Annotated in this window: 26 protein-coding genes; all 26 read left to right on the top strand. The window is 69.7% G+C overall.

Annotation, left to right across the window (positions count from 1 at the left end; genetic code table 11):
• Window positions 1-98: 98 nt before the first annotated feature.
• The 26 genes from CLV46_RS14160 to CLV46_RS14035 all read left to right on the top strand — a co-directional run bounded on the left by CLV46_RS14160 (window position 99) and on the right by CLV46_RS14035 (window position 26,975).
• Window positions 99-1,274: an RDD family protein gene (locus tag CLV46_RS14160; RefSeq protein WP_157802344.1), complete on the top strand. Its 1,176-nt coding sequence runs from the start codon at window positions 99-101 to the stop codon at window positions 1,272-1,274.
• Complete coding sequence (locus CLV46_RS14155) at window positions 1,274-5,845, top strand: type VII secretion EssC family protein (protein WP_100365374.1); 4,572 nt, start codon at window positions 1,274-1,276, stop codon at window positions 5,843-5,845. Before CLV46_RS14160 ends, CLV46_RS14155 begins: the two co-directional genes overlap by 1 nt.
• 110 nt (window positions 5,846-5,955) lie before the next feature.
• Window positions 5,956-6,240 (top strand): WXG100 family type VII secretion target, encoded by a 285-nt coding sequence (locus CLV46_RS14150; RefSeq protein WP_245866884.1) that lies wholly within the window; start codon window positions 5,956-5,958, stop codon window positions 6,238-6,240.
• An 84-nt stretch (window positions 6,241-6,324) separates the two neighbouring features.
• Window positions 6,325-6,645 carry a flagellar protein FlgN gene (locus CLV46_RS14145; protein ID WP_100365373.1) on the top strand — a complete coding sequence of 107 codons (321 nt, stop codon included), beginning with the start codon at window positions 6,325-6,327 and terminating at the stop codon, window positions 6,643-6,645.
• A 24-nt stretch (window positions 6,646-6,669) separates the two neighbouring features.
• Window positions 6,670-7,947 (top strand): hypothetical protein, encoded by a 1,278-nt coding sequence (locus tag CLV46_RS14140; RefSeq protein ID WP_100365372.1) that lies wholly within the window; start codon window positions 6,670-6,672, stop codon window positions 7,945-7,947.
• Window positions 7,948-7,958: 11 nt separating this feature from the next.
• Window positions 7,959-9,059 (top strand): hypothetical protein, encoded by a 1,101-nt coding sequence (locus CLV46_RS14135; RefSeq protein ID WP_100365371.1) that lies wholly within the window; start codon window positions 7,959-7,961, stop codon window positions 9,057-9,059.
• Window positions 9,056-9,658 carry a hypothetical protein gene (locus CLV46_RS14130; RefSeq protein ID WP_100365370.1) on the top strand — a complete coding sequence of 201 codons (603 nt, stop codon included), beginning with the start codon at window positions 9,056-9,058 and terminating at the stop codon, window positions 9,656-9,658. The genes CLV46_RS14135 and CLV46_RS14130 overlap by 4 nt, the downstream gene beginning before the upstream one ends.
• Entirely contained in the window at window positions 9,649-10,287 is a 639-nt protein-coding gene (locus CLV46_RS14125) for a hypothetical protein (protein ID WP_157802343.1), read from the top strand. Before CLV46_RS14130 ends, CLV46_RS14125 begins: the two co-directional genes overlap by 10 nt.
• A gap of 110 nt (window positions 10,288-10,397) precedes the next feature.
• On the top strand, window positions 10,398-10,682 hold the full coding sequence (locus CLV46_RS14120) for a WXG100 family type VII secretion target (RefSeq protein ID WP_245866884.1): 285 nt from the start codon (window positions 10,398-10,400) through the stop codon (window positions 10,680-10,682).
• An 81-nt stretch (window positions 10,683-10,763) separates the two neighbouring features.
• Window positions 10,764-11,108: a hypothetical protein gene (locus CLV46_RS14115; RefSeq protein ID WP_100365368.1), complete on the top strand. Its 345-nt coding sequence runs from the start codon at window positions 10,764-10,766 to the stop codon at window positions 11,106-11,108.
• Window positions 11,109-11,121: 13 nt separating this feature from the next.
• Window positions 11,122-12,438: a hypothetical protein gene (locus tag CLV46_RS14110; RefSeq protein WP_100365367.1), complete on the top strand. Its 1,317-nt coding sequence runs from the start codon at window positions 11,122-11,124 to the stop codon at window positions 12,436-12,438.
• Window positions 12,435-13,022 carry a hypothetical protein gene (locus CLV46_RS14105; protein WP_100365366.1) on the top strand — a complete coding sequence of 196 codons (588 nt, stop codon included), beginning with the start codon at window positions 12,435-12,437 and terminating at the stop codon, window positions 13,020-13,022. The genes CLV46_RS14110 and CLV46_RS14105 overlap by 4 nt, the downstream gene beginning before the upstream one ends.
• The gene (locus CLV46_RS14100; protein WP_157802342.1) at window positions 13,019-13,630 is read left to right on the top strand and encodes a hypothetical protein; all 612 of its coding nucleotides are present in this window, start codon (window positions 13,019-13,021) and stop codon (window positions 13,628-13,630) included. Before CLV46_RS14105 ends, CLV46_RS14100 begins: the two co-directional genes overlap by 4 nt.
• Window positions 13,627-14,559 carry a hypothetical protein gene (locus CLV46_RS14095; RefSeq protein ID WP_100365364.1) on the top strand — a complete coding sequence of 311 codons (933 nt, stop codon included), beginning with the start codon at window positions 13,627-13,629 and terminating at the stop codon, window positions 14,557-14,559. The genes CLV46_RS14100 and CLV46_RS14095 overlap by 4 nt, the downstream gene beginning before the upstream one ends.
• A gap of 51 nt (window positions 14,560-14,610) precedes the next feature.
• The gene (locus CLV46_RS14090) at window positions 14,611-15,042 is read left to right on the top strand and encodes a hypothetical protein (protein WP_100365363.1); all 432 of its coding nucleotides are present in this window, start codon (window positions 14,611-14,613) and stop codon (window positions 15,040-15,042) included.
• A gap of 120 nt (window positions 15,043-15,162) precedes the next feature.
• Entirely contained in the window at window positions 15,163-16,833 is a 1,671-nt protein-coding gene (locus CLV46_RS14085; RefSeq protein ID WP_100365362.1) for a GspE/PulE family protein, read from the top strand.
• Window positions 16,834-16,849: 16 nt separating this feature from the next.
• Window positions 16,850-18,850 (top strand): type IV pilus twitching motility protein PilT, encoded by a 2,001-nt coding sequence (locus CLV46_RS17090; RefSeq protein WP_281253578.1) that lies wholly within the window; start codon window positions 16,850-16,852, stop codon window positions 18,848-18,850.
• Window positions 18,850-20,079 (top strand): type II secretion system F family protein, encoded by a 1,230-nt coding sequence (locus CLV46_RS14075; protein ID WP_100365361.1) that lies wholly within the window; start codon window positions 18,850-18,852, stop codon window positions 20,077-20,079. The genes CLV46_RS17090 and CLV46_RS14075 overlap by 1 nt, the downstream gene beginning before the upstream one ends.
• A 165-nt stretch (window positions 20,080-20,244) precedes the next feature.
• Window positions 20,245-20,664 (top strand): type IV pilin protein, encoded by a 420-nt coding sequence (locus CLV46_RS17085; RefSeq protein WP_100365360.1) that lies wholly within the window; start codon window positions 20,245-20,247, stop codon window positions 20,662-20,664.
• A gap of 89 nt (window positions 20,665-20,753) precedes the next feature.
• A complete protein-coding gene (locus CLV46_RS16735) occupies window positions 20,754-21,095 on the top strand; it encodes a hypothetical protein (RefSeq protein WP_157802341.1) in 342 nt (113 codons plus the stop codon).
• Window positions 21,096-21,099: 4 nt separating this feature from the next.
• The gene (locus CLV46_RS14060) at window positions 21,100-21,717 is read left to right on the top strand and encodes a PilW family protein (protein WP_100365358.1); all 618 of its coding nucleotides are present in this window, start codon (window positions 21,100-21,102) and stop codon (window positions 21,715-21,717) included.
• Window positions 21,714-23,627, top strand: coding sequence for a hypothetical protein (locus tag CLV46_RS14055; protein WP_157802340.1), 1,914 nt, complete (start codon window positions 21,714-21,716; stop codon window positions 23,625-23,627). Before CLV46_RS14060 ends, CLV46_RS14055 begins: the two co-directional genes overlap by 4 nt.
• Window positions 23,624-24,448 (top strand): prepilin peptidase, encoded by an 825-nt coding sequence (locus CLV46_RS14050; protein WP_100365356.1) that lies wholly within the window; start codon window positions 23,624-23,626, stop codon window positions 24,446-24,448. Before CLV46_RS14055 ends, CLV46_RS14050 begins: the two co-directional genes overlap by 4 nt.
• Before the next feature lie 30 nt (window positions 24,449-24,478).
• Window positions 24,479-25,516, top strand: a complete 1,038-nt coding sequence (gene pilM / locus CLV46_RS14045) for a type IV pilus assembly protein PilM (RefSeq protein ID WP_100365355.1) — start codon at window positions 24,479-24,481, stop codon at window positions 25,514-25,516.
• Window positions 25,513-26,226 carry a hypothetical protein gene (locus CLV46_RS14040; protein ID WP_100365354.1) on the top strand — a complete coding sequence of 238 codons (714 nt, stop codon included), beginning with the start codon at window positions 25,513-25,515 and terminating at the stop codon, window positions 26,224-26,226. Before pilM ends, CLV46_RS14040 begins: the two co-directional genes overlap by 4 nt.
• The gene (locus tag CLV46_RS14035) at window positions 26,223-26,975 is read left to right on the top strand and encodes a hypothetical protein (protein ID WP_100365353.1); all 753 of its coding nucleotides are present in this window, start codon (window positions 26,223-26,225) and stop codon (window positions 26,973-26,975) included. Before CLV46_RS14040 ends, CLV46_RS14035 begins: the two co-directional genes overlap by 4 nt.
• The last annotated feature ends 4 nt before the right edge of the window (window positions 26,976-26,979 follow it).

The following is a 26,979-nucleotide window of genomic DNA, read 5'->3' as shown; positions in this document are numbered from 1 at the left end:
ATGGGAACTCGTCCCCATCGACATCCTTCCTCGCGCCGATTGAACTGGATGGATCGGTCACGCGCGCCGTGGACGACGAGAACCCGAGGGGAGTGCCAGTGAGCGTCACGCTCGACGTGCCTGAGAAGGAGCCCATCGCCGGACTACTCCCCGACGGCAAGCCGGACCCTGCGTACGCCGCCGCCCTCGGCCTGGTCCCCGCCTCCGCCGGTCGTCGTTCCGCCGCGTTCGCGATCGACGCCGCGTTCTACGCCCTGCTGGCGCTGCCGATGGGGATCGGCGCCGCGCCCGCTGCGCTCCGTCTGATGGCCGACCCCGACGCCGTGTCGGCCGGGCTCGGGCACCCCGACCTGCAAGCGGTTCTGCTCTGGTCGATCATCAGCCAGACCCTGATCGTCGTCTACGTGCTCGTCCAGCTCATCGTGCACGGACTACGCGGCGTGACGGCGGGCAAGGCCATCGTCGGCATCCGCTCCGTCAACGCCCGCACGTTCGAGAAGCCGGGTTTCTGGCGCATGGTGCTGCGCGCGTTCGTGGTCGGTGCTGCGTCCGTCATCGTGCCGTTGATCGGCGCGTTGGTGTTCCTGCTCTCGCCGCTGTGGGACCGCGAGCGGCGCGGGCGCGGCTGGCACGACCACATCGGCGGCAACTGGATCATCGACCGGCGACACGGGGTCGACCCTTTCGACGCCAAGGCGCTGCGGATGGCGCGGAGGCGCCTCAATGCACCGCACGCCGACGAGGTGCAGATGCCCTCACTGGCCACGAGCGCATCGGATGCCGTCCGTTTCGCGGCCGGGGAGCGCTCGCGCGCCGCCGTGGTCGGCGCGGAGGCCCCGGATCACTCGGGCGCCCCGGCTCCCACCGCTGCGCCGCCGCCCGTCCGTCCCGGCTACGTCACACCGCCTCCGATGCCGCCGCGGGCGCCGGACGGCGCCGTGCTCGTCGGCGACGACGGTGCGCGCTACGAACTCACTGGCACGACGCTCATCGGCCGTCGGCCCGAACCCCGCGCGGGTGAGAACATCTCCTCCGCCATCGCGATCGACGACCCCTCCTTCTCGATGTCCAAGACCCATGCGCTCGTGGGCATCGAGCCCGATGGCATCTGGATCGAGGACCGAGGATCGAGCAACGGATCCGCCGTCGTTCCCCCTTCGGGCCAGGAGACGGCGCTCGTGCCCGAGGAGCGCGCGCACGCACCCTGGGGCAGCAGGGTGCACCTCGGTGAGCGGTCCTTCCTTGTCAAGCAGTTCGAAACGGCGGTCGACTGATGAAGCTGAAGCTCGCATACCGGCGCTCGAGTGGCGAGCCGGTGGACATCGTCGTCACGGCGGACGCGACAGCCACCGTCGGCGATGTCGCCCGCGCGGTCATCGAGGCCGATCCCTTCTCGCCGGGCGCGCCCGACCGGTCCGTCCCCCTCACCCTTCAGGTGGCGCCCCCCGAGGCCCCGAAGGGTGTGACCCTCGACCCCGCGTCGCCGATCGGAGACGCCCCGGTCGGGTCGGGCTTCGACGCCGCGACGGTGCCGGCACCCATCCATCCGACGGGGGCCGCGGGCGTCGACCCGCGGAGCGCGGCGGCCGTCGTGCGGGTGCTGAGCGGTCCGGATGCCGGGCTCGAAGTGCGGCTGCCCGTCGGCTCGAGCACCATCGGCCGCGACGCCGGGAACGCCGTCGTGCTGAGCGATCCGCTCGTGTCGAAGCGTCACGCCCGGGTCGAGATCACCTCGTCGACCATCGACGTCGTCGACATGAACTCGGCGAACGGCATCCTGGTCGACGGGGGTCTCGTTCCGCGACTGCGGCTGCCGAGTGGGCAGTCCGTGCTGCTCGGTGACACGCGGGTGTCCATCGTGCTGCTGGCGTCGGCGAGTGAACTCGACGACGGCATCATCGAGCGTGGCGGGGCGCTCCGGTTCAACCGGTCCCCCCGGGTCGAGGCGCGTTACCTCGGGCGTGAATACGACGCCCCCGAGGTGCCACGGGAGAAGGAGCCGCAGCCGTTCAACTGGATCATCATGGTCGCGCCGGTCCTGATGGGCGCGATGATGTTCAGCTTCACGGGCAATCCGATGTCGCTCGGGTTCATCGCCCTCGCGCCCGTCATGGCCATCGGCAACTGGTTCGCGCAACGCAGTCGCGTGGGCAAGAAGACGAAGATCGAGATCGAACGCTTCGAACTCCAGATCGAGGACCTCGAGGAGCAGCTGCAGACGGAGGTGCCGAAGGAGCGGGCGCTCCGGCTCAAGGAAAGCCCGTCCGTCGCCGAGGTCTACGCCGAGGCGCACCGGCTCGGCCCGATGCTCTGGACCCGGCGCCCCGAGCACTGGAACTTCCTCGACGTGCGGCTCGGGCTGGGGGCCATGCCCAGCCGCAACACGATCGAGGACAACGACGCCAATCGGGGGCTCCCCGCCTTCCAGCGTCGGGTCGACGAGCTCCGCGACCGCATGCGGTTCATCGACGGGGTGCCCGTCGTCGAGAACCCGTTCCTCTCCGGCGCACTGGGCGTCTGCGGGGGCGCCGTCGAGGCGGCCGACGCGGTGCGCGCGCTGCTCGTGCAGTACGCCGGGCTCCACTCGCCGGCGGAGGTCGCGTTCGCGGCCCTGCTCTCGCCGACGGTCACCCCCGAGTTCGAGTGGCTCAAGTGGCTGCCCCACACCACCTCCCCGCACAGCCCGGTCGAGGGCATCCAGCTGGCCGACAGTGCCGCGACGGGGACCGCCCTGCTGAACGCCCTCGAGGAGATCATCGCGGTGCGCCGCAAGCAGCTCGGGGTCCGCGAGCTGCAGCGGGGGGCGAGCGACGAGGACGATGCCGCCGCCGCCCGCGGGGCCAAGGTGGGTACGCGCGACGCCGCGTCGTTCTTCACCGACGGGGGCGCTGCGCTCGTCCTCCTCATCGCCAACGACGCGCCGGTCGACCGCGCACGCCTCGTACAGCTCGTCGAGGACGCTGCGGATGCACACGTGTTCCCGATCTGGATGGCACCGGTCCGCGAGGCGCTGCCCGCGGCCTGCCGCACCTTCGTGGACGTGAGCACCGGGCTGACCGAGGCTCAGGTGCACTTCGTGCGGCAGGGCATGGTCGTCGAGCGCGTGGCCGTCGAGGGGGTGTCCGTCGAGTACGCCCGGATGCTGGCACGCCGTCTCGCCCCCGTCGTCGATGCCGGTGCCGTCATCGCCGACTCGAGCGATCTGCCCCGCAGCGTGAGCCTGCTCACGCTGCTCGGCACGGACCTCGGGGCGGAGCCCCGCGCGGCCGTGGAGCGGTGGACTCAGAACAACTCGATCCACGACCGCAGCGGCCGACCGCCCGTGCAGCGCAAGCGCGCGGGTACGCTCCGTGCCCTCGTGGGGCAGTCGTCACCGGACGCGATGCACCTCGACCTCCGCACGCAGGGGCCGCACGCCCTCGTCGGCGGTACGACTGGGTCGGGGAAGTCCGAGTTCCTGCAGGCATGGGTGCTCGGCATGGCCGCCGAGTACAGCCCCGACCGGGTGACCTTCCTCTTCGTGGACTACAAGGGCGGGTCGGCCTTCGCGGAGTGCGTCAACCTGCCGCACTGCGTCGGGCTGGTGACCGACCTGAGCCCGCACCTGGTGCGGCGTGCGCTGACCAGCCTGCGAGCGGAACTGCATCACCGTGAGCACCTCTTCAACCGCAAGAAGGCCAAGGATCTGCTCGAGCTCGAGAAGCGCGGCGACCCGGAGTGCCCCCCTGCCCTCGTGCTCGTCATCGACGAGTTCGCGGCGCTCGCCGGGGAGGTGCCGGAGTTCGTGGACGGCGTGGTCGACATCGCGCAACGCGGCCGCTCGCTCGGCATCCACCTCATCATGGCGACCCAGCGGCCCGCCGGGGTCATCAAGGACAACCTGCGTGCCAACACCAACCTGCGGGTCGCGCTGCGGATGGCCGACGAATCGGACTCGAAGGACGTTGTGGGCGACCCCGTCGCGGGCACGTTCGACCCGGCCATCCCGGGCCGTGGCATCGCCAAGACCGGTCCAGGACGCTTGACGCCGTTCCAGTCGGGCTACGCGGGAGGCTGGACGACCGACGAGCCGGATGCCGTGAGCGTGAGCGTCGCGGAACTGCGGTTCGGCGCCACGCAGGTGTGGGAGCCCCCCGCGCACGAGTCGGCCACGCAGGATGCGGATCTCGGTCCCAACGACCAGTCGCGGCTCGTCGCCAACCTCGTCGAGGCGGCCCGTCAGGCGCACATCCCCGCGCCGCGCCGTCCGTGGCTCGACGACCTGGGGCCGGCGTACGACCTGCTGCAGCTCCCTCAGGAGCGCGACTCCGCTCTCGTCATCGGCATCAGCGACCGCCCGCACCTGCAGCTGCAGGTGCCGACGTACTTCCACCCCGACAAGGACGGCCACATGGCCGTGTACGGGACCGGTGGTACGGGCAAGACGGCCCTGCTGCGATCGCTCGCCGTCGCGGCGGGCATGAACCCCGGCGGCGGCCGGGTCGCCGTGTACGGCATGGACTTCGGAACGGGTGCACTGCGGGGCGTCGAGGTGCTCCCGCACGTCGGGGCCGTCGTATCCGGTGACGACCACGAGCGCATCGCCCGGCTGCTCAAGATGATCCGCGGCGAGCTCGATCGGCGCTCGGAGGCCTACACCGCGGTGAATGCCGCGAGCATCGACGAGTACCGGCAGCTTGCCCGTCGTCCCGACGAGGCGCGCATCCTCCTGCTCCTCGACGGCTTCGGAGCCTTCCGAGCGGAATACGAGACGAACCTCTCGCGGGGGCCGCTCTACAACGCCTTCATGCGCGTGCTCGGGGAGGGGCGACCGCTCGGCATCCACGTCGTGATCACGGCGGACCGGTACGGAAGCGTGCCGACCGCCGTCAACGCCGCGATCCAGCGCCGCGTGGTGCTCCGGATGCCCGACGAGGGGTCGTACGCGGTCCTCGACGCTCCGAAAGACGTGCTCAGCGAGAAGTCACCGCCTGGTCGCGCCATCGTGGACGGCGACGAGACGCAGCTCGCGATCATCGGCGGCACGACGAACGTGTCGGAGCAGACGGCGGCGACGAAGGCGCTCGCCGAGCGTCTCGTCGCGCACGGCGTGATTCCGGCCCCGCCGGTCGGCGCCCTGCCGCGGGAGTTGTCGCTCCATCAGCTGCCCGATGCCGTCGGCGAGTTCCCGACCCTCGGAGTCTCGGACGAAGCCCTCGCGGCCATGGGTTTCGACCCCATGGGCAGCTTCGTGGTCGGCGGACCGCCGCTGAGCGGAAAGACCAACGCCCTCCGGGCCCTCACCCGGTTGGTGCATCGATGGGATCCCTCGGCGCGCTTCTTCCACATCGGTGGTCGTCGTTCGCGGCTGACCGACGACTTCCCGTGGATGCGGAGCGCGACGCGGGTCGACGACGCCGTGGAACTCATCAAGGAGCTCAACGAGGTCGTCGCCGACGAGGACATCCGGGATCGAGTCGTCATCGTGATCGAGAACTTCCCGCAATTCGCCGGCACGCCGGCCGAGAAGCCGCTCACCCAGCTCGCTCAGCTCATCAACCGGAGCGACCACCTGTTGATCACCGAAGCCGACATCACGGCGCTCGGCAGCGGGTTCGGCCTCGTCGGCGACATGAAGGGCGGCCGGAAGGGGATCATCCTCAAACCGGACACCCACGACGGCGACAGCGTGTTCAAGGTGCCGTTCCCGCGCGTCGCGCGACACGAGTTCCCTGAGGGCCGCGGGCTGTACGTGCAGAACGGGCAGGTGTTCCGGGTGCAGCTCCCGCTCGTCTCCGACACCGACCGCGTGGTGGACGTGGAACGCCGAGCTGACGACGTGCCGAGCACCGCTTCGCCGGTCTGAGTCGGATGGGGAGGGCTCCCCATCGCGCACGTGATGGGTGCTCGGTTAGTTTGTGAGCAGTTGATCGCCGGTTCGGGCGGTCGTTGATCGGATCGAAAAGGACGAGTGAGATGACTTTCCACGCGAGCTATGACGACATGGAGCAGACCGCGAGCACGCTCGACGCCGGCGCCGAGGACATGCGGGGCCAGCTGGCGACGCTGCTGGGCAAGGTCGAGGACCTGCTGGGTGAGGGGTTCCAGACGGAGCTTGCTTCGGGCAAGTTCGGTGAGGGCTACCGCGAGCTGAACAAGGGTGTGGGTGACGCCGTCGAGGGCATCTCCCAGATGGCGCAGGCGCTGCGCGACATGGCGCAGAAGACCCGCGAGCACGACGCCGCACTCGCCGGCAACTGACCCAGGGGCGGCGGGCGGTGACCGCCCGCCGCTCCCACCCCCGTCTTTTCGCGGCGATGGCCGCCTCATGCGAAGGAGACGAGCATGGCCGACAAGGTCTGGCTCAACATGCAGGACCTCGACGAGGTGAATGCCGGCCTGAAGGCGGCGATCACCGACTTCAAAGACGCCACCGAGAGCAATGAGAGCGCCGAGGAGGCCGTCGGGCGCCCCGACGACCGGGGTGAGCTGCGCTCCAAGGTCGAGGCGTTCGAGGAGGACTGGAACGACAAGCGCGGCGACCTCCTCGAGAACCTCGAAAAGCTGCAGGAGCACCTGCAGGGCATCATCGACGGCTGGCAGCAATTCGACCAGGACATGCAGAACGCGCTGACCAACCCGGGTCCCGACAACGGCGCCCGGTAGGCGCGGCGAACTACGGAGAGCACCATGACGCTGACATCGCCGGGTGGCCACGAGCTGCGACACCTCGAAGGCCGCCCCGAGGACATCCACACACGCGGCACCTACCTCGTCGAGGTGGGCGAGTCGATGAAGACGACCGCCACGATGCTGACCAAGATCTCGGAAGGCACCGCGCAGATCGCGGATTCGGTCGACAAGATCCGCGAGATCGCGGGCGACATCGACCAGGATCTGCGTGCGGCCGGCGTGCGCTACGAGATGACCGGCGACACGCTGAAGACCTATGCGACCGCGCTGTCGAAGGCGCAGAACATCATCGATCCCATCATCGACGACATCGAGCAGGCCCATGCCGACCTCGAGGCGGCGCGTGAGGCCCGCGACGACGCGGAAGGCGAATTGAACGGCCTGAACCGGGTCTGGGTGTGGGAGGAGGAACCCACGGAGGCCGAGCTCACTGCGGCGCGCGGGGAGCTGTCGTCGGCGAAGACCGCCGTCACCGGCAAGGAGACCGCACTCAACGAGCTGTGGACGACGTTCGACCAGGCGTTCGGCGAGTGGGAGACGGCGTACGACGAAGCGGTCAAGGGCGTGCAGAGCGCCATGGACACCGCGGACAACAACGACGGCGGCTGGGAGATCCTCGACAACGTGCTCGACGTCGCCGGATGGGTGGTGATCGGGCTCGGTCTGCTCGCGCTCGTCATCACCGGCCCCATCGGCCTCGTCATCACCGCGCTCGCCGTCGCGCTCTCCGCGGCCATCCTCGTCGCGCAGATCGTGAAGGTGGCCAACGGGCGGGGATCGTGGACCGACGTGGCGGTCGCAGCCATCGGGCTGTTGACCTTCGGTGCCGGCGGCGCTTTGACCCGGCTCGCCGGCAAGGGAGCGCCCGCCATCTCGACGCTCATCAGCAGCGGCCGCGGGGTGGTCTACCAGTCCGTGCGTGCGACGCTGCCGCGCTTCAGCCTGCTGCACCCGTTCCGCAGCCTCGGTGCCTGGTGGACCGCCAGGTCGATCACGAATGCCGGAACGAAGATCCCGTTGCTGCAGAACCCCCTGAACGCGATCCGCTTCGGCGACGAGTTCGGGCAGTACGCCACCTTCCTCGGCCAGGTCAAGAACAACTTCTCGCACTTCCCCGCGGTCACGCAGTGGCTCGCGAACACCGGCCGGGCCGCGCTGCCCGGTGCCGGCTACCAGGTCGGCTTCACCGGACTCTGGGGTGGGGGCCTCGGCATCGACCTCTCCAACAACTTCGGTGCTTTCGACGGGCTGAAGGACGCCGAGAAGGGCTACTAGGCTCGGGAGACATGCTCAGCACCGATGCCGCGAATCCGTGGCCCCGCTACCGCTACGCCCGGCGCGCGTTCATGGGGGCGGCGCTCGCGATCATCGCGCTGTTCCTGCTCTCGATCGTCGCGGCCTTCATCGCGGGCGGCCGGTTCGGGGAGCTGGACGAGGTGCGATGGCCTCCACTGATCGAGTGGCCGGTCGTGCCGCTGCCGTGGTTCGTCCCGGTCGCGATCTCGCTGGTCCCGCCCGTGGCCGCCGTCTTCCTCGCGGCGGGAGCACGCCGCAGCGACGTGCCCGATCTGTTCTACTTCCTGGTCCTCGAGGTGATCGTCTTCGGGTTCGTCCCGTTCGCCTTCGCCCGGTGGCACCCCATGGAGGGGGGCGTGCCCTTCGATCGTGATGGTGGGCTCGGACTGCACTGGATCGGTGTGCCGTTGCAGCTGATCGGGGCCGTGGCGTTGATCGTCGGCATGATCGCGGCCCGCAAGCGCGGCGGCGATGCCGTGGCCGACGCGACCGTCCGCGCGGCGGCGCAGGTCGACGCCGACCCGTCGACGTGGCTCCAGGTGCCCTTCGAGTATCCGAATGATCGCTGGACGACCAAGGCGGCGTGGATCGCGGATGCCGCCGAGCACGCGGACCGGCACGCGCGCCGCGTGCGCCGCTCGCGACGGCAATGGAGATCCAGCGCCGGGGAGGCGGCGGACACCAAGCTCCGGACCGTGACCACCGTGGGCGCCTTCTGGGCGTTCGACGTCGACGGCGAACCGGTGACGGTCGCGCGAGTCGACACCACGTCGGTGGCCGCGATCGGACGCGGGTCCGTGCGTGAGCTGGTGCTGGCAGGCAGGCAGGACACCGCCGCGCTGCTCCACCACGGAGGCGTTCCGGACGACCGATACGGCGAGGTCGCGTCCGCGGCCTGGGACGCGGTCTATCGTGTGGGCCGCAGCGATCATCACATCGTGACCGCGCGTGCGGTGGGCGTCGTGGACGACATGGTCGTCGCGGCGGAGTTGGTGACCGCGCACCCGCAGATCGCCCACGACCTGCTCGAGCCGCTCGCCGACCTCGTGCGCGCGACGAGCTTCACCCCCGTCCCGAAGGGCACCGCATGAACGCGTCTCTCGTCGACAGCCTCAAAGGCTCGTCCGCGACCCCTGCCTCCTACCGGATCGCCCTGCCGCCCGGATGGCGTCAGTTCACCGCCGACGCGGCGGGAGAGTCCGCGCTCTTGAATCTCGCGACGAACCGCTTCCGGCGTGCCGGGCGGCCGGACGTCGAGGCGGTCGTCCGCCGTCGCGTGACGCAGTACATGGAGGGATTGCGGCGGTCCCGTGCCGTCGCCGTCTACCTTCCCGGACAGCTCGACGACGAGACGCCCGTTCCGATGTCCGTCGTGCTGTTCCGCTACACCGCCGACCCGGGCAGCACGCTCGAGACGGTCGCCGCGCACCGCTCGCGCGGCTCCTTCGGCGTGGCCGACCTGCCGGTCGGCGCGGTGATGCGCTGGGTGGAGCAACGGCAGGGGGTCGAGGGCGACAAAGAGGTCGGATCGCGCACGTTCCACTACCTCATCCCGGCTCCCGGCGACACGCGCCGGGCGATGCTCATGTCCACGGCCGTGCTGCACCTCACCGACGAGCCGGAGGCGGACTACGTCTCGACGCTCGAACTGCTCTCCGATGCGATCGCTGGGACGTTCCGATGGACATGACCGAATACGGCTACCGCCTGATCGCCGACCCGGCGACGTGGGTGCCGGTGCCGCGTGAGTTCCCCTTCGGCGAGTGGGTCGACGCCGACGCCTGGCTCGCCGACGTGCCGAGCCGGCTCGCGGCCGGCGTGACGGACGCCGGGGAGATCGCCGAGTGGTACCGCCGCACCGCGAGTGCGGTGCTCGACGTGCCCGCGCCGCACGCCGGAGTGCAGGAGACCTTCTGGTACCTGCCCCTCGACCGTCTGGAGACCACGCTGGCTCACCTCTCGGTGGTACCCCGCGCCGTGATCGGCGAGGCGACCCTCGAAGACATCGCCACCACGGGAGCCGAGACGGTGATGGCGCCGCGCATCGAGCGGATCCCGTCCCGGGTGTTCGGCGAAGCGGTCCGCGCTCTCGAGACGCTCCCGGCGAGGATCGACGACGCCGACGGCGGAACGGGCGTCGGGATCCTCGGAGTGGCCCGTCTCGCCGCCGAGTCGCACGGCGCGATCTTCCTGATCGAGGTCATCGACCCCTCGCTCGACCGCATCGCCCTGATGCTCGACGACCTGCTCGGGCTGCTCGACTCCATCCGGATCGGCACCATCGACGAGCTCGAGCGCGACCCCGCCTCGCCGGTCTGAGGCGGATGGGGAGGGCTCCCCATCGCGCAGGTGATGGGTGCTCGGTTAGTTTGTGAGCAGTTGATCGCCGGTTCGGGCGGTCGTTGATCGGATCGAAAAGGACGAGTGAGATGACTTTCCACGCGAGCTATGACGACATGGAGCAGACCGCGAGCACGCTCGACGCCGGCGCCGAGGACATGCGGGGCCAGCTGGCGACGCTGCTGGGCAAGGTCGAGGACCTGCTGGGTGAGGGGTTCCAGACGGAGCTTGCTTCGGGCAAGTTCGGTGAGGGCTACCGCGAGCTGAACAAGGGTGTGGGTGACGCCGTCGAGGGCATCTCCCAGATGGCGCAGGCGCTGCGCGACATGGCGCAGAAGACCCGCGAGCACGACGCCGCACTCGCCGGCAACTGATCGAAGTCGTACGACCGGACGGCGGGTGCGCGTGCGTGCCCGCCGTCCGGTCGTGACCGAACGAACCGAAGGAGGGCCCGGGTGGGCGACAGGGTCTGGCTCAACATGGAGGACCTCGACGAGGTGAACGCGGGGCTCAGAGCCGCGATCACCGAGTTCACCGATGTGGCACAGGACAACGACCGCGCCGAGCAGGCGGCCGGAAACCCGGCGGGCCGGGGCGAACTGCAAGCCCGCGTCGGTGACTTCGAGTCCGGCTGGGATCACAACCGGGAACAGCTCACCGAGAAGCTCACCAAGACCCAGGAGCACCTGCAGGCGATCGTCGATGGATTCCGCGAGCTGGATGCGGGTCTGCAGTCGTCGATGTCGGACGCCGAATACACGCTGCTGAACAATCCCGGCCCCGACAACCGAGCCGTCTGAGAGGGAGCGCATCATGACCTTCATCACCTCACCGGGCGGCAACCCGCTCACGGTGCTCGACGGCAACGCGGACGACCTCGACCGCCGTGGGCGGCAGCTCGAGCGGCTCGGGCAGCAGATGGACGCCACCGCCACCTCGCTCGAGCGGATCAGCGACGGCGTCACGCAGATCAGCGACGCTGTGGACAAGCTGCGCGAATCCGCGGGGGAGGTCCACGAGGATCTGAGCAAGGCGGCCGTCCGCTACGAGAAGACGGGCGAGGTCCTGCGCGCCTACGCGGCCGCGCTCGAGACCGCTCGACAGAACGTCGATCCCCTCGTGGACGACATCGAACAGGCCGTCCGCAACGCCGCCGCGGCGCGCGAGGAGGTCGATGCGGCCCAGGGCACGATCGACGACCAGAACACGACCTGGCTGTGGGAGGAGGAGGCGACGGACCGCGAGCGCGCCGACGCCCGCGATACGCTCTCCGACGCAAGGTCGGCACTGTCCTCCGCCGAGGACGCTCTCGAGGACCTCTGGTCCCGGTACGACCGTCACTTCGAGGCATGGTCGAGCGCTTACGACGACGCCGTCGCCGGCATCGAACACGCCCTCGACATCGCGGGCAACGACGACAGCTGGTTCGACGACGCCCTCGACGAGTTCATGACGGCACTCGGATGGTTGCTCGTGGCAATCACCGTCGTCGCGATGCTCTTCCCGGTGACCGCTGCGGTGCTCCTCGCGATCGCGGCCGTGCTCACCGTCGTCAGCCTGCTCGCCAACATCTACCGGGTCTCGCGCGGCAGGGCCACCTGGATCGACGTGGGCCTCGACGTCGTCGGCCTCATCCCCTTCGTCAAACCCGCGGCGGCGGCCATCGGCGCGAGCGGAGGATTCGTCCGCACCTTCACCGCCTCGCTCGGCCCGGCCGCCATGCAGTCCGCCCTCGGCCTGACACGGGACAAGCTGACGCACTACATGACTCAGGGTGTCGCGCAGTCGGCGCGGGGCCCCGTGCTCAGTCAGATCGACGACCTCATGCGTCCCGTTTCCGGCAACGTCGTGCAGCGCGGGCTGCAGAACGTCTGGAACACGATCCTCGGCGGCAACACGCTCACGGCGAACGCGCTCGGCCTGCAGCAGAACGCGCTCAGCGCGATGAACGGCGCCGCGGACCTGCGTCGAGCGATGACACAGTCCGGACTCGCCGACTTGGTGCCGAGCGTCGCGAATCAGGTGCACAACGGCATCAACGCCCTCTTGGCCCTCGACACGCCGGCCCAGCAGGTCGTGCCCGGCTATGGGGAGTTCCGGGACGAGTTCCTGGCGCCGGCAGCATCGTGAGCGGCACGTCGTACGAGTACTCCTTGATCTTCCCGCCCGGGTGGGGCCGTTTCCGGCCGAACCAGGAGGCGGAGCGCCACGTCGTCCACAACCTCACAGAGGCATTCGCCGCGAGCGGTGACATGCGGGCCCTCACGCGATTCCGTGCGCTCGTGCATACGTCGTTCGAGGAGCTGCGTCGACGAGGTGCCGTCGCCGTGCACGTACCCACGGAGACCGTCGAGGGCGTCGCCTTGCCCGCATCGGTGAGTGTGCTGCCCGCCCCGTTCCGCAGCGAGGAGGACGCCGCGCGGTTCGAGGCGGCGCTCACCGCGCGCGGCGCGACGGTCAAGGTGGGCGAAGAGGGGACCGCACGGATCGTGCGCTGGGAGGAACGCACCGATCACGCCGCCGGCGAGCAGGGTGTGTCAGCCCTGTCGGTGGGGTATGTCTTCCCGGCGCCGGACGGCAGTCGGCTGCGGCCGGCCGTGGTCGCCGGATCCATCCTGTACCCGACCGGGGACGAGGAGAATGAGCTCACCCGTTCGCTTCTCGCGCTCATCGACGCCGTCGCAGGGACGTTCACGTGGAGGCGGTCGGAGTGACGGACGCGAAAGCGGATCAGGACGACCTCGACCCCGAGCTGTGGATCGAGGTGCCCCTCACCTTCCCCGCCGGACACCTCGCCGGTCCCGACGACTGGGCTGACGAGGTCGCCCGTCAAGCGGCCGTCCCCGGGGGTGTGCAGGCCGACCTCATCCGAGCCGGCGCGCGAGCGATCGCCTCCCACCCGGGGAACGGTGCTCATCGCCGGTACTGGTACTACCCGCTGGCCGGGCATGCACTGGCGGTCGTGCAGCAGTACCGGCTCGCCCGCACTCCCGCTCTCGAGAACGTGCTCGTCGATCTGCTGGCGGAGGTTCCGTCGCCGTCCACCGATCCGGTGGTCACCGAGCTCGCCCCGCGCTCCGCGGAACGGCTGGTTCGTGTGGCCCGGCTGGCACGCGGCGATGACGAGGAGCCTCTGCCCCGGGTGTACGGCGTCGTCCGTGTAGCGCGGGTGGAAGGCGACCACATCGACATCTTCGAGGTCATCGACGACCAGCTGCCGTGGGTGGGACAGATGCTCGAACATCTCGATGTGCTCGCGGGCGCCGCCACGCAGCAGGCGAATGCGACCGCCCTGTCGCAGCCGAGCGAGGTGACGACATGACGGATGCCTCGAAGTGGGACGCGCTCAGCAATGCGGTGCTCGCCGACGCCACGGTGAACGAGGCTCCCCTCTCCCCTGCAGTCGAGCAGACGGTCAAGGAGATCCGACGCGGTGCGTACTCCCGCGCGGAGATCCTGCTGCGCCTCGAGCGTGCCAGCGCTCCCGCCGACCTGCGCACGAGACTCGATGAGCTCGTGACGTCGCACCAGGCCGAACTCGCGGCCGTCCCGATGCCCGATGGGAACGACCAGACCGCGGCCTGGAAGCGCGCCTCGCCCGCGGTCCGGGCGCACGCCGTCGGGTCCACGACCCTCGCGGTGCTGTCGCCGATCCCCGTCCTTCCCGCTTTCAGGAGAGCCGGGGAGTACATCCTGCCGGTGGAGACCGGTGCGGTGATCTCGGGCGTGCTCGCCCTGATCGCCGCCTCGCTGCTGTTGTGGGGGGAGACCCGTCGCGACCGGACCTTCGGCTCCCGCACAGGGCTGCTGTCGGGTGCGGCGGTGGTCGCCACCCCGATCGCCGTGGCCATCGCACTCGCCGTGGCCGCCGCCCGCGCGGGCGGAGAGCCGTTCGGCGTGACCGGACCTGCCATCGGGGGACTGGTGCTGCTCGCCGCGGCCCTCGCGACGGCCGTGGCGTACGCCGTGCTCGCCGGACGTCATCGACGGGCCGTGCCCTCGCAGCGCACCGTCGATCCGAACCGGGCCCGCGTCGACGCGTTGAAACGGCACGACGAGATCGACCGCGGGATGCTCCGTCGCCTTCGCGACGTCGTCGCCGACCACGCGGACCGCGATGCGGCGGTTCCCACGGCGGTCGCCGGTGTGCGATGGCTCTATCTCGACGGAGAGGTGGACGACGCGACGGCGCGGTGGCTGCTGCAGCGGCTGGCCGGCGGCCCCGCACCCCGAGGCGGTCGCCCGGAGTGAGACCGGACGTCGCGCGGGAGCACGCGGCGGCACGCCGCCGGTGGCGTCCCCGTGGCTGAACCGAGCCGCCGCACTGCCCGGACGCTCGGCATCACCGGCGTCGTTCTCGCGTTCGTGGCGCCCGCCCTGCACGCGCGCTCGTCCCTGATCGGCAGCGACGCCCACGCGCTGCAGCCTGCCGAGGCCACGGTGGCCGCCGCGGTCGTCATGATCGCTGCACTCGTCGCGCTCACGCTCGCCGCGCGTCGACGGGCGAACGACCGCGAACGGCGGGATCCCGTCCTCCCCGCTCTTCTCCTCTTCGTCGTCACCGTCCTGTGGCTGGGCACGGTCGTGATCTCGATCGTGCGCCTCATCGACGAGGGGTATGCCGATCCGCTGACGCGGACGGCGGTGGCTGCGCAGGTGCTCGCGACGAGCGCGATGCTCGGGCTCGCGGTGGTCGCGCGGCGCCGCGACAGCGCGGCCGACCGGGCATCCTGAGCGTCCTACCCCCACAACGCGGACTGTCCGGGGGAGACACGCCGGGTTAGCGTGACACGAGCGAGGCGTTCGGGGGGATCGCCCTCTTCTCGCGACGCATTCCGAGCGGGAGGGGGAACCGTGACGTCGTTGACCGACATCCTCATCATCCGCGGCCTCATGCCCATCGAGAGCCTGGATGCGGTCGCCCAGAACCCTGGCGGGGACGAGGAGCACGTGCGCGGGCTCATCGAGGCGGGTGTCGTCACCGAGGCGCAGGTCGCCTCGGCGCGGGCCGCTCAACTCGGACTCCCGTTCGTCGAACTCGTCGACTACCCCGTCGACCGTACCGCCGTCGCGCTCGTGCCCGCCGGACTCTGCCGTCGCCACGCGGTGCTGCCGATCGGCATGCACGAGGGCCGTCTCATCGTCGCGATGGCCGACCCCGGCGACGTGCTCGCCCTCGACGACGTGCGCACGGCATCCCGGATGCCCGTGCTGCAGGCCGTCGCGGAACGCGGCGACCTCACCGCGGCGATCGACCGGTTCCATCGCGCCGACGGCGAGCTGAACGACCTGACCTCGACGCTCGAGGAGGAGTCGGGCTCGATCGAGCCGATGGGCTCGAGCGCGATCGAGGCGCTGGACGACGACGCGCCGATCGTGCGGTTCGTCAACCTGCTCATCAGCCAGGCCATCCAGGATCTCGCCTCCGACATCCACATCGAACCGGGCGAACAGGACCTGCGCGTGCGGTACCGCATCGACGGCGTGCTGCACGAGGTGCAGCGCGCGCCACGCAACATCCAGGCGGGCGTCATCTCGCGGCTCAAGATCATGAGCGACATCAACATCGCCGAACGCCGCCGCCCGCAGGACGGCCGCATGGCGATCATGCACGCGGGCCGGCAGATCGACCTGCGCGTGGCGACCCTGCCGACCGTGTACGGCGAGAAGGTCGTCATGCGCATCCTCGACAACACGAACACGGGTCGCAGCATGAGCGACCTGCACCTGCTCGAGCGCAACTTCGAGGCGTACCGCCGTTCGTACACGAAGCCGTACGGCATGATCCTCGTCACCGGCCCGACCGGGTCGGGCAAGTCGACCACGCTGTACACGACGCTCAACGCGGTCGCCCGGCCGGAGATCAACGTCATCACCGTCGAAGACCCGGTCGAGTACCGCATGGCGGGCATCAACCAGGTGCAGGTGAACCCGAAGGCGGGCCTCACCTTCGCGAGCGCGCTGCGCAGCATCCTGCGCTCTGATCCGGATGTGGTGCTGCTCGGCGAGATCCGCGACCAGGAGACCGCGCAGATCGCCATCGAGGCGTCGCTCACCGGCCACCTCGTGCTGTCGACGCTGCACACGAACGACGCGCCGAGCGCGGTCACCCGCCTCATCGAGATGGACATCGAGCCGTTCCTCGTCGGGTCCGCGTTGGATTGCGTCGTCGCCCAGCGCCTCGCGCGGCGGCTCTGCGACCGCTGCAAGGAGCCGTACCAGCATCCGATCGACGAGCTCGCGCGACTCGGGTTCCTGTACCACCCGGGGGAGCAGCCGCCCGCCGTGTACCGCCCGGTGGGCTGCATCACGTGTTCGAACACGGGCTACCGCGGTCGCATCGCCGTGCACGAGGTGATGACGGTCACCGAGGACATCGAGCGGATGGCCGTGGCGCGAGCGTCGAGTGCCGACATCGGGCGCAAGGCGATCGAGCAGGGGATGCTCACGCTGCGTCAGGACGGGTGGGCGAAGGTGCGCCTCGGGCTCACCTCGATCGAAGAGATTCTGCGGGTCGTCGCCTGACGGCCCGAGGGGGGACATGAGCATGGACAAGTCGTCGTTCGGGGGCGCCGAAGAGCAGCCCACGCCACCGGTGTGGGGTGCGGATGAGGCCGCGGCGTCCGGCGCGGACGGCACCTGGTCGTCGCCCGCCTGGGGCGCCGACCCGGCCACGCCCGCCAACACATGGGCGACGCCGGACGAGCGGTCGTGGACCACGCCCGCCGAGCCCGTGCAGGCCTGGACGGACCCCGGCGTGACCGCCTGGACGACCGCGGCGAGCGGGCCAGCTCCCGCCGCCGGTGACACCACTCCGGCGGCCCCCGCCGCCGCCACTCCGTCCGCTGCACCCGCAGCGGATGCCTGGACCGCCGCTTCCCGCGACGCGTGGGCCGCTCCCTCGGCTGACGCGTCGTGGGGCGGCCCCCCTTCGGGATCCGGCCCGAAGTACGTGCCGACCCCGGCGGCCCCGCCCGTCGACCTCGGGTACACGGCCCCGCCGGTCGACCTCGGCTACGCGGCGGCACCGCCCGTCGTGCCGCCGCCCGCCGGCTATGAGACGACGACTCCGACGGCGCCGCCGCCGGCCCCCGCCCCCGACCCGATCGTCTTCGGCGGCGCGGACCCCTCGGTCGGCTACGCGGCCCAGAACGCGGCCGCCTTCGCCGTTCCGATGTACGCCACCCCGGCCGCCGAGCCTGTCGAAGCGGGTCACGCGACGGTTCCCTTCGACGAGCTCAGGGAACGCGCGGTCGCTGAGCCCGTCGAAGCGGGTCGCGCGACGGTTCCCGTCGACGAGCTCGGGGAACGCACGCTCGTTGAGCCCGTCGAAGCGCCCCCCACGTCGTACCTCCCGGCACCGCACACGACCGACGCGCCGAGCGCCTACAGCGCCGGTCGTGCGTCCACCGCCGACGCCTCGGTCATCCGCCAGGCGCTGCACCACGTGGTCGCGTCCGGCGCATCCGACCTGCACATCAGCGCGGACGCGCCGCCGATGATCCGCGTCGACGGCGGACTCCGCCCGATCGAGGGCGCGGCCGCCTGGGATGCCGCAACCGTCACCGCCCACCTGCACTCGATCATGACCGAGCAGCAGCGCGAGACGTTCGAGCGCGAGCTCGAGTTGGACTTCGCCTACCCGCTCTCGGACGAGTCGCGTTTCCGTGTGAACGTGTACCTCCAGCGCGAGGCGATGGGGGCGGCATTCCGTCTCATCCCGACGGAGATCAAGACGCTCAAGCAGCTCGGCGTGCCCGACAGCGTGGAGCGCTTCTCGCGCCTGCCGCGCGGTCTCGTGCTCGTCACCGGACCGACCGGCTCGGGCAAGTCGACGACGCTCGCGGCCCTCATCGACCTCGTGAACTCCACCCGTGCCGACCACATCATGACGGTCGAGGATCCGATCGAGTTCATGCACGGCAACAAGCGCTCGCTCGTGAACCAGCGCGAGGTCGGGCAGGACACGAAGAGCTTCAGTGCGGCGCTCAAGCACGTGCTGCGGCAGGACCCCGACGTCATCCTGATCGGCGAGATGCGCGACCTCGAGACGATCTCCACGGCGCTGACTGCGGCGGAGACCGGGCACCTCGTGTTCGCGACCCTGCACACGCAGTCGGCCGCCCAGACGATCGACCGCATCATCGACGTGTTCCCGCCGCACCAGCAGGATCAGATCCGCTCCCAGCTCGCCGCGACCCTGCAGGGCGTCGTCTGTCAGACGCTCGTCAAGCGCGCATCCGGCAAGGGACGCGTCGTCGCGACCGAGGTCATGGTGACGACCCCGGCGGTCGCGAACCTCATCCGCGAGGGCAAGACCTACCAGGTGCCGTCGGCGCTGCAGGCGGGGCGTGAGCTCGGCATGCACTCGATGGACCAGCACCTCGCCGAACTCGTCAACGCCGGCACGGTCACCAACGAGGCGGCGCTCGAGAAGGTGCACGACCCCGAGGGCTTCCAGCGGCTCGTGAAGCGCGAGGACGCCCCGCTGCAGGACATGGGCGTCATCGACTTCGGCGACTCGTTCTCGCGGGGCACCTGATGACCACGGCGACGACGTTCGAGTACAAGGGCGTCGACGGCTCCGGCAAGCCGATCAAGGGCCGCATCGACGCCGCCTCCGAGCAGGCGGTCGCCATGCGGTTGCGCGCCCTCGGCATCGCGGCGACGGGCATCACCCCGGTGAACGGCGGCACCGGACTGCAGCGCGAGATCACGATCCCGGCGTTCGAGAAGAAGGTCGGGCTCAAAGACCTCGCGATCATGAGTCGCCAGGCGGCCACCATGATCGCCGCCGGCCTCGCGCTGCTGCAGACGCTCAACATCCTCGCCGACCAGTCCGAGAACAAGAAGCTCAAGACGGTGCTCGGCGAGGTGCGCACGGATGTGGAGCGCGGCAGTTCGCTGTCGGATGCGATGGCGAAGCACCAGCTGGACTTCCCGCCGCTCATGATCAACATGATCCGCGCCGGCGAGGTCGGCGGATTCCTCGAGAAGGCGCTCGAATCGGTCGCCGGCAACTTCGAGAAGGAGGTGAAGCTCCGCAACACGATCAAGGCGGCGCTCACCTATCCCGTGATCGTGCTCATCATGTCGATCCTCGCGGTGATCGGCATGCTCATCTTCATCGTGCCGGTGTTCGAGAAGATGTTCCAAGACCTCGGTGGCGAGCTGCCGCTGCCCACCCAGTTCCTCGTCGTGATGTCGAAGCAGATGGTGTGGCTCGCGCCGCTGCTCGCCGTGCTCCTCGTCGTCGGATCGGTGTGGTGGGGCCGGCACAAGAACGACGAGAAGGTGCGCCGGGTCGTCGATCCCTGGCGGCTGCGCGTGCCCGTGTTCGGCCACCTGGCGAAGAAGATCGCCATCGCCCGCTTCACCCGCAACTTCTCCACGATGATCGGCTCCGGCGTGCCCATCCTGCGGTCCATCGCGATCGTGGGGGAGACCTCCGGCAACTTCGTCATCGAGAGCGCGCTGCGCAAGGTGCAGGAGTCGGTGCGGCACGGTCAGTCGATCGCGAAACCGCTCGCGCAAGAGCCGGTGTTCCCGCAGATGGTCGTGCAGATGATCGCCGTCGGCGAGGATTCCGGCGCGCTCGAGCAGATGCTCGCCAAGGTGTCGGACTTCTACGACGACGAGGTGCAGTCCACCACGGAGCAGCTCACGGCGCTCATCGAGCCGCTCATGATCGCGTTCTTGGGCATCGTCGTCGGCGGCATGATCGTCGCCCTGTACCTCCCGATCTTCTCGATCATCGGCACCGTGCAGTAGGTGCCCCCGTTTCGGGGGCACTCGCATTGGGGGCGCAATATCGCGTCATTGCCCCCATTCAAGGGATTACCCCGGTGAGTCGCGGTTTCTAGTCTCAAAGAGTCGGGTCATCACCGTTGGGGGGACGGCTCGAGAATCACTCTCTTCGAGAAAAAGGACACGAAAATGATCACCCGCCTGCACACGAATCTGACTTCGTTCCGCGACCGCATCAAGAGCGACGAGAAGGGCTTCACGCTCATCGAGCTCCTGGTGGTCGTGCTCATCATCGGCGTCCTCGCCGCCATCGCCATCCCGATCTACCTGAACGTCCAGGCGACGGCGAAGGACAACTCTGCGAAGGGCACGGTCACTGAGGCAAAGACCGCTGTCGTCGCCTACCTCACGGAGAAGGGCGAACTTCCTACCACGCTCGAATCTGGCGACACCGGGGCGGGCTACAACCCGAGCGACGACATCCCTGTCACCTACAAGCCCAACGTTGCCGCTAAGACCTTCTGCATCAGCGCGCAGTACGAGGGCGGGAAGATCTTCAAGGTCACGGACAAGACGGCCGTCGAAGAGACCGAAGCCGCTTGCGCCTAAATCGCGGACGAAAGCGAGGGCGGGACGCACGGCGCCCCGCCCTCGCCCGGCAAGCAAAGAGTGAAGAGGGCATCGGCCTCATCGAGATCGTGATCTCGATGTTCCTGCTGGCGCTCGTCGCGATCGCGATCCTGCCGCTCCTCATCCAGAGCCTCACCACGACGAGGGACAACGTCTCCCTCGCCACCGCCACTCAGCTCGTCAGCTCCCGGCTCGAGGGGGCGCGCACGAGCACCACGTGTGCGGCGCTGCAGAGCTATGCGGCGTCGGACGAGTCGGTCACCGACCGGCGCGGCACCACCTTCACGAGTGACGACCAGGTCACCTGCAGTTCCTCGGCCGGTTCCGTCGTCTACACCGCCCGGGTCTTCAAGTCGGGCAGCTCGACCCTCGTCTCCACGGCGAAGACCGTCATCTATGTAAGCGGGTGAGACCATGAACAGCATCCGCACCGCCGCGCGCCGAGTGCGCGAGCAGGATGCCGGTCTCACGCTCGTCGAGCTCATCATCTACTCGCTACTGCTGAGCGTGATCGTCGCGATCGGCGGCGGCATGCTCATCTCGTCGATCACGACGCAGCGCGACGTCACCCGCATCACGACCGCGACGAGCGACGGCCAAGTGGTCGCGTCCTCGGTCGAGGAGGGCATCCGCAACGCGGGCGGCTCCACCCCGATCTCCGTCGCGTCGAACTCGTTCGGGCAGGTGCTCAAGTCGCGCACCGCGAAGGTGACGCAAGCGGGTGCCGTCACGTGGGAGTGCCGGGCCTGGTTCCACCGCTTCACCGGCGAGGTCTACACCCGCCGCAGCGCGACGGCGGTACCCACCCCGGCGACGGCCGGCGACCTCGCCGGGTGGACCCTGCTCGCGCAAGGCGTGACGCTCGCGCCCGGCCAGACCGCGATCTTCCAGAGCACCGGCTCGACCGCGGCGCCGAAGGTGCGCGTCGTCTTCGACATCGCCGGAACCGACACGGCCCCGGTGCGCATCGACACCGACATCGCCGCACTCAAGACACCCACGACCGGAACGGCACCCGCCTCATGCGCATGACCCGGTCGCCCCGCATCCCGAACCTGCGTCGACTCCGTCGCGACGACGAGGGGTCCGCCCTCGTGCTCGTCGTCGCCCTCGTCGCGGTGAGCGTGCTCGTCGGCGTCGCCGTCTCGTCGTCGGTGCTCGCCGCGAACAGCGTCACGACGGTCTCGCGAGCGGATGTGCAGGCGAAGGCGTCCGCGGATGCCGGCATCGATGTGGCGTACGGTCGGATCCTCACCGGCTCGTACGACTGCATCGCGCCGAGCGTGCCGAACGGACCGAACTACACCGCGACGATCGAGTACCGGAATTCGGGTGGCACGGTGCTGCCGTGCACCGGATCCACCGTGACCGGTACCCCCGCCTCGGCCGTGATCACCTCGACGGGCCGTGCCGCGAACCGCGGCACGTCGTCGAGCGTCGGCGACACCCACGTGATGCGCGCCGAGCTCACGATCGTGACGGGCCAGGCCGCGGCCGCGCTCGACAAGGCGATCTTCGGCGAGTCGTCGCTCACGCTCACGAACAACACCGAGCTCATCGGTTCGGCCCCCGGCGTCTTCGACGCCGACGTCTATACGAACGGGTCGGTCAACTGCAAGACGCAGGTGCCCATCCAGGGCGACATCCACTCGCAGGTCGACCTCACGCTCGAGAACAATTGCAAGCTCAAGGGCGGCGTCTGGGCGAAGGGCAACATCAACTTCTCGAGCGGTGTGGAGGTCGACGGCAGCGTCTACTCCGCGAGTGGCGGGCTCCTCAACCTCGGTACGGCCCACGTCGGCGGCACCGTCGTCGCGAACGGACCGATCCAGCTGAGCGACAACGGCGGGCGCAAGCCCTGCAGCGCGGGCGGCGCCAGCCACAGCGTGTGCGGCTCGATCGTGAGCCTCGCGGGCGGCGTGACCATCGGTCAGCAGGCGTCCGTCGGCGGCAGCGTGTACGCCAAGGACAGCATCGGCGTCGCGAACCACAACACCAGCGGCTACAACGCCATCGGCCGGAACGCGCTCTCGACCTCGGGCAACCTCATCGGCAATGGCACGTCGAGCACCCAGGGCGGAAAGGTCGGCGGCTCGGTACGCGTGCACGGCGAGATCTCCATCCCTGACGGCAGCATCGGCGACAAGAACCAGACCTGTACGAACAAGACGGGCGACCCGTACCCTGCCTGTGGAACGCTGACGATCCCGGTTCCCGATCCCGCCGCCTCCCTGCCGAACAACCTCGGCTACCCCGCGACCGGCTCGGTGCCCGCGCAGGTGCTTCCGCCCGCCCGCGACTCGTTCCCGAAGATCGCGAGCGATGACGCATCGTTGCAGAAGTGGCGCGATGGTGGGTACACCGTGGTGCTGTACAGCGGTTCTAACTCCTGCGGCCAGGTGAAGACCGCGATCCAGAATGCAGAGACGCTCACCCACAAGACTCTTTACGTCGCTCGCGGCTGCCTCGAGCCAATCAACTTCGACAACGTCACGGTGAAGCTCGGCGCCGATCTTGCCGTCATGAACGCCGGCGGATTCCGCAGCCAGAACAACTTCGAGCTGAAGTCCACCGATTCGACCAAGCGGCAGGTCGCGTTCATCGTGCCGAGCGACGCGGGCTTCGTCTCGTTCGCGCCGGTGCCTGGTGACCCGAACAACGTCACCGTCTCGTGTACGAACACCCAGAACGCCGGGGACATCAAGTCCGACAAGTTCAATCTCGTCAACGTGAAGATGCTGTTGTACTCGCCCTGCAACGTGAGCATCAACAACCACTCGGAGGGCATGCAGGGCCAGGTGTACGGCGGCCACGTCAACTTCCCGGGCAACACCCGCCTCATCTACCAGCCCCTCGACATCCCCGGCGTGACGAGTTCCTCCACCACCGTGAGCACTCCCGGATCCGTGACGCTCACCGCTCGTTACGATGTGGCGGGATGATCGTGGCCGCCGTCGCCCTCGGGATCTTCGGGTCCCTGATCGGGTCCTTCCTCAACGTGGTCGTGTACCGCGTGCCCCGCAAACTGTCTGTGGTGCACCCGCCGAGCGCGTGCCCCAACTGCGGCACGCCCATCCGCGCTCGCGACAATGTGCCGGTGCTGTCGTGGCTCGCCCTCCGTGGCCGCTGCCGCGACTGCGCCACGCCGATCTCGGCCCGCTACCCGCTCGTCGAACTCGCCACCGGACTCGCGTTCGTGCCGGTAACGCTCGTCTTCGGGCCGAGCGTGCTCGAGGCGGGTGGATGGGCGCCGACCGTCGCGGCGGTGCTCGTGCTCGCGGCGTACCTCTTCTTCATGGCGGTGAGCATCGCGCTCACCCTCATCGACCTCGACACGCACACGCTGCCCAACCGCATCGTGCTGCCGACGATCGCCGTGCTCGTGGTGCTGTTCACCGCATCCGCTCTGCTCACCGGCGACCTCGCGCGGCTCGCCACGGCGGCGCTCGGCGCGCTCATCCTGTTCGCCTTCTACCTCGTGCTCGCGATCGCGAGCGGCGGAGGAATGGGGATGGGCGACGTCAAGCTCGCTGCGGCCATCGGCCTCGCGCTCGGCTGGCTCGGCTGGCCGGCGTTGATCGTGGGGTCGCTCTCCGCGTTCCTCGTCGGCGGCGTGGTCAGCCTCGTGCTGCTCGCCAGCAAGCGGGTCGGGCGTCGATCCGGCATCCCGTTCGGCCCGTGGATGCTCATCGGCGCGTGGCTCGCGATCCTTCTCGGCGACCGCATCTGGTCGTCGTATCTCGGTCTCTTCGGCGTGAGCTGACCGCACGCCAATGACTTCTGGGGGGAACAGATGAGTACGAAGGTGGTGGGTGTCGACTTCGGTCGAGACAGCCTGCGCGGGGTCGAAGTGGTCGACCCCGGTTCGGCGCGGCCGAAGGTCGTGCGCTACCACGAGATCGCGCTGCCCGAAGGGGCGGTGCGCAGTGGCGAGGTGCGCGAACTGCACACCGTCGCATCCTCGCTCAAGCGGCTCTGGGCCGAGGGCGGCTTCTCGACCAAGCGCGTCGTGCTCGGGATGGGCAACCAGCGCGTGCTCGCCCGCGAGCTCACGGTGCCGAAGCTGTCGGCGAAGCAGATCAAGGACTCCCTGCCGTTCCAAGTGCAGGACCTGCTGCCCGTGCCCGTCGCCGACGCGATCCTCGACTTCTACCCGGTCTCCGAAGGGGTGAGCGAGAACGGGCCGGTCGTGCACGGACTGCTCATCGCCGCCCTCAAGGAGGCGGTGCTCGCAAACGTGACCGCCGTGCGGCTCGCGAAGCTCGAACCGGTCGAGGTCGACCTCATCCCCTTCGCCCTCACCCGGCTGCTGACCACGCGCGACGACCCCGAGACGGTCGCCCTCATCGACGTCGGCGGCACCACCACGACGGTCGTCATCGCGACCGGCGGGGTGCCCGGCTTCGTGCGCATCATCCCGGCCGGCGGCGACGACCTCACCGCCGCCCTCGCGTCCCGCCTGCAGGTGACCCTCGACGAGGCCGAGCAGCTCAAGCGCACCGTCGGCATGCCGGCGAACCCCGCGGACGCAGAGGAGCACCGCATCGCCGAGGCGAGCTACGCCTCCGTAGGCGAACTCCTCGTGGGGCTGCGCAACACCCTCACCTACTTCGTGTCGCAGCATCCGCAGTCCCCGATCTCGCGCATCGTGCTCACCGGCCGGGGAGCGCGGATGCCGGGCATCCCGGATGCCCTGCACGAGCTCAGCCGCATCCCGGTGGTCTCCGCCGAACCGTTGGCCCGGGTCGAGTTGCACAAGTTCACCCCGTCGGCCGAGCAGACCGCCGGCATGACCGTCGCGCTCGGACTCGCGCTCGGGAGCGCCGCGTGAGCGCCCGCGCCGCGAAGGGCGACCTCGTCGTCGGCGGGTCCCCGCGCGTCGACCTGCTGCCCGTCGAGATCCGCGAGCGCGAGCGCGACAAGGTCGTGCGCCGCTGGATGATCATCGGCGCGGCGCTCGCCGTGATCGTGGTCGGCGGTGCGTACGGCCTGTTCTCGTTCGTCGCGCTGCAGGTGCAAAGCGAACTGCAGCTCGCCCAGGCGCGCACGGATGACCTGCTCACCCAGCAGTTGCAGTACACGGATGTGCGGGTCGTCGAGAACGAACTCGCCGTCTCCCGCGCCGCGGCACGCGTCGGAACCGCGACCGAGATCGACTGGACGGCCTACGTCGCCGCCGCGACCGCCGCGTTGCCGGCCGGAGCCACGATCACCGGTGTCTCGGTCGAGGGCGCGAGCCCGCTCGAATCCCTCACGCAACCCACCGTGCCGCTCGGAGCCGGTCGCATCGCGACCATGCAGCTCACCGCGTCCTTCGGCGGGGTGCCCGACTACGCGACGTGGCTGGGCAACCTCGCCGGCATGCTGGGAGCGTCGGAGGTGATGCCGAACGGACTCACGCAGGACGAGAACGGCCTCGTCGGCATCGCGACCGTGTCGCTCACCCGCGACGCCCTCGTGACGCCCCCGGCCGGCACCGACGGAACGGCCACCGATGCGGACGCCGAACCGACTGTCGACGCCGAGGGGGTCGACCAGTGAGCGTGCGCCGACTGTGGGTGCTCGGCGGAACCCTTCTCATCGTCGCGATCGTGGCCCTCGGCTGGTTCGTGGGGATCGCCCCGAAACTCACCGAGATCGGCACCGCCGCCGGGTCGATCCTGCAGACGGAGGCCGACAACGCCCTCCACGAGCAGCAGCTCGCAGTGCTCGAAGAGAAGTTCGCCGGCATCGACGCGTTGCGGGACGAGCTCGCCGGGGTCGCGACGGCCATTCCGCCGAAACTCGACCCGTCGGGCATCTACCTGCAGCTCAACGACGCGATCGCCGCATCCGGGGCCGGCATCACCAGCGCGACCCTCGGCACGCCGGTGCTCTACGGCGCCCCGTCCGCAGGCGCTCCCGCGCCGGAGGCCCCGCCGGCGGACGCACCCGCCGACGGGGAGGCGACGGATGCCGCACCGCCCGCTGCGCCGGCGCCGGCGATCATCGACCCGCTCGAAGGTGCAGCACCCGTGGACCCCACCGATGCTGCACTCGTCTCGACGGGCAACCTCGTCGCGGTGCCGCTCGACCTGCAGGTGAAGGGCGACGTCGCGCAGGTCGTGAGCCTCGTCGACGCGTTGCGCAACCTCCCGCGGTTGTTCCTCGTGAAGGACTTCTCGGTCGACGGGTCGGGCGAGGAGTCGACGGCCTCGATCTCGGCGTACGTGTACGTGCTCGTGCCGAGCGCATCCGCGTCCCCGGCGACGTCACCTGACACGGTGCCGGGTACCGCTGCGTCCGAGTGAGGCT

This window comes from Diaminobutyricimonas aerilata, from assembly GCF_002797715.1.
GTDB lineage: Bacteria > Actinomycetota > Actinomycetes > Actinomycetales > Microbacteriaceae > Diaminobutyricimonas > Diaminobutyricimonas aerilata.
This window is presented reverse-complemented; position numbering and strand designations above follow the sequence as displayed.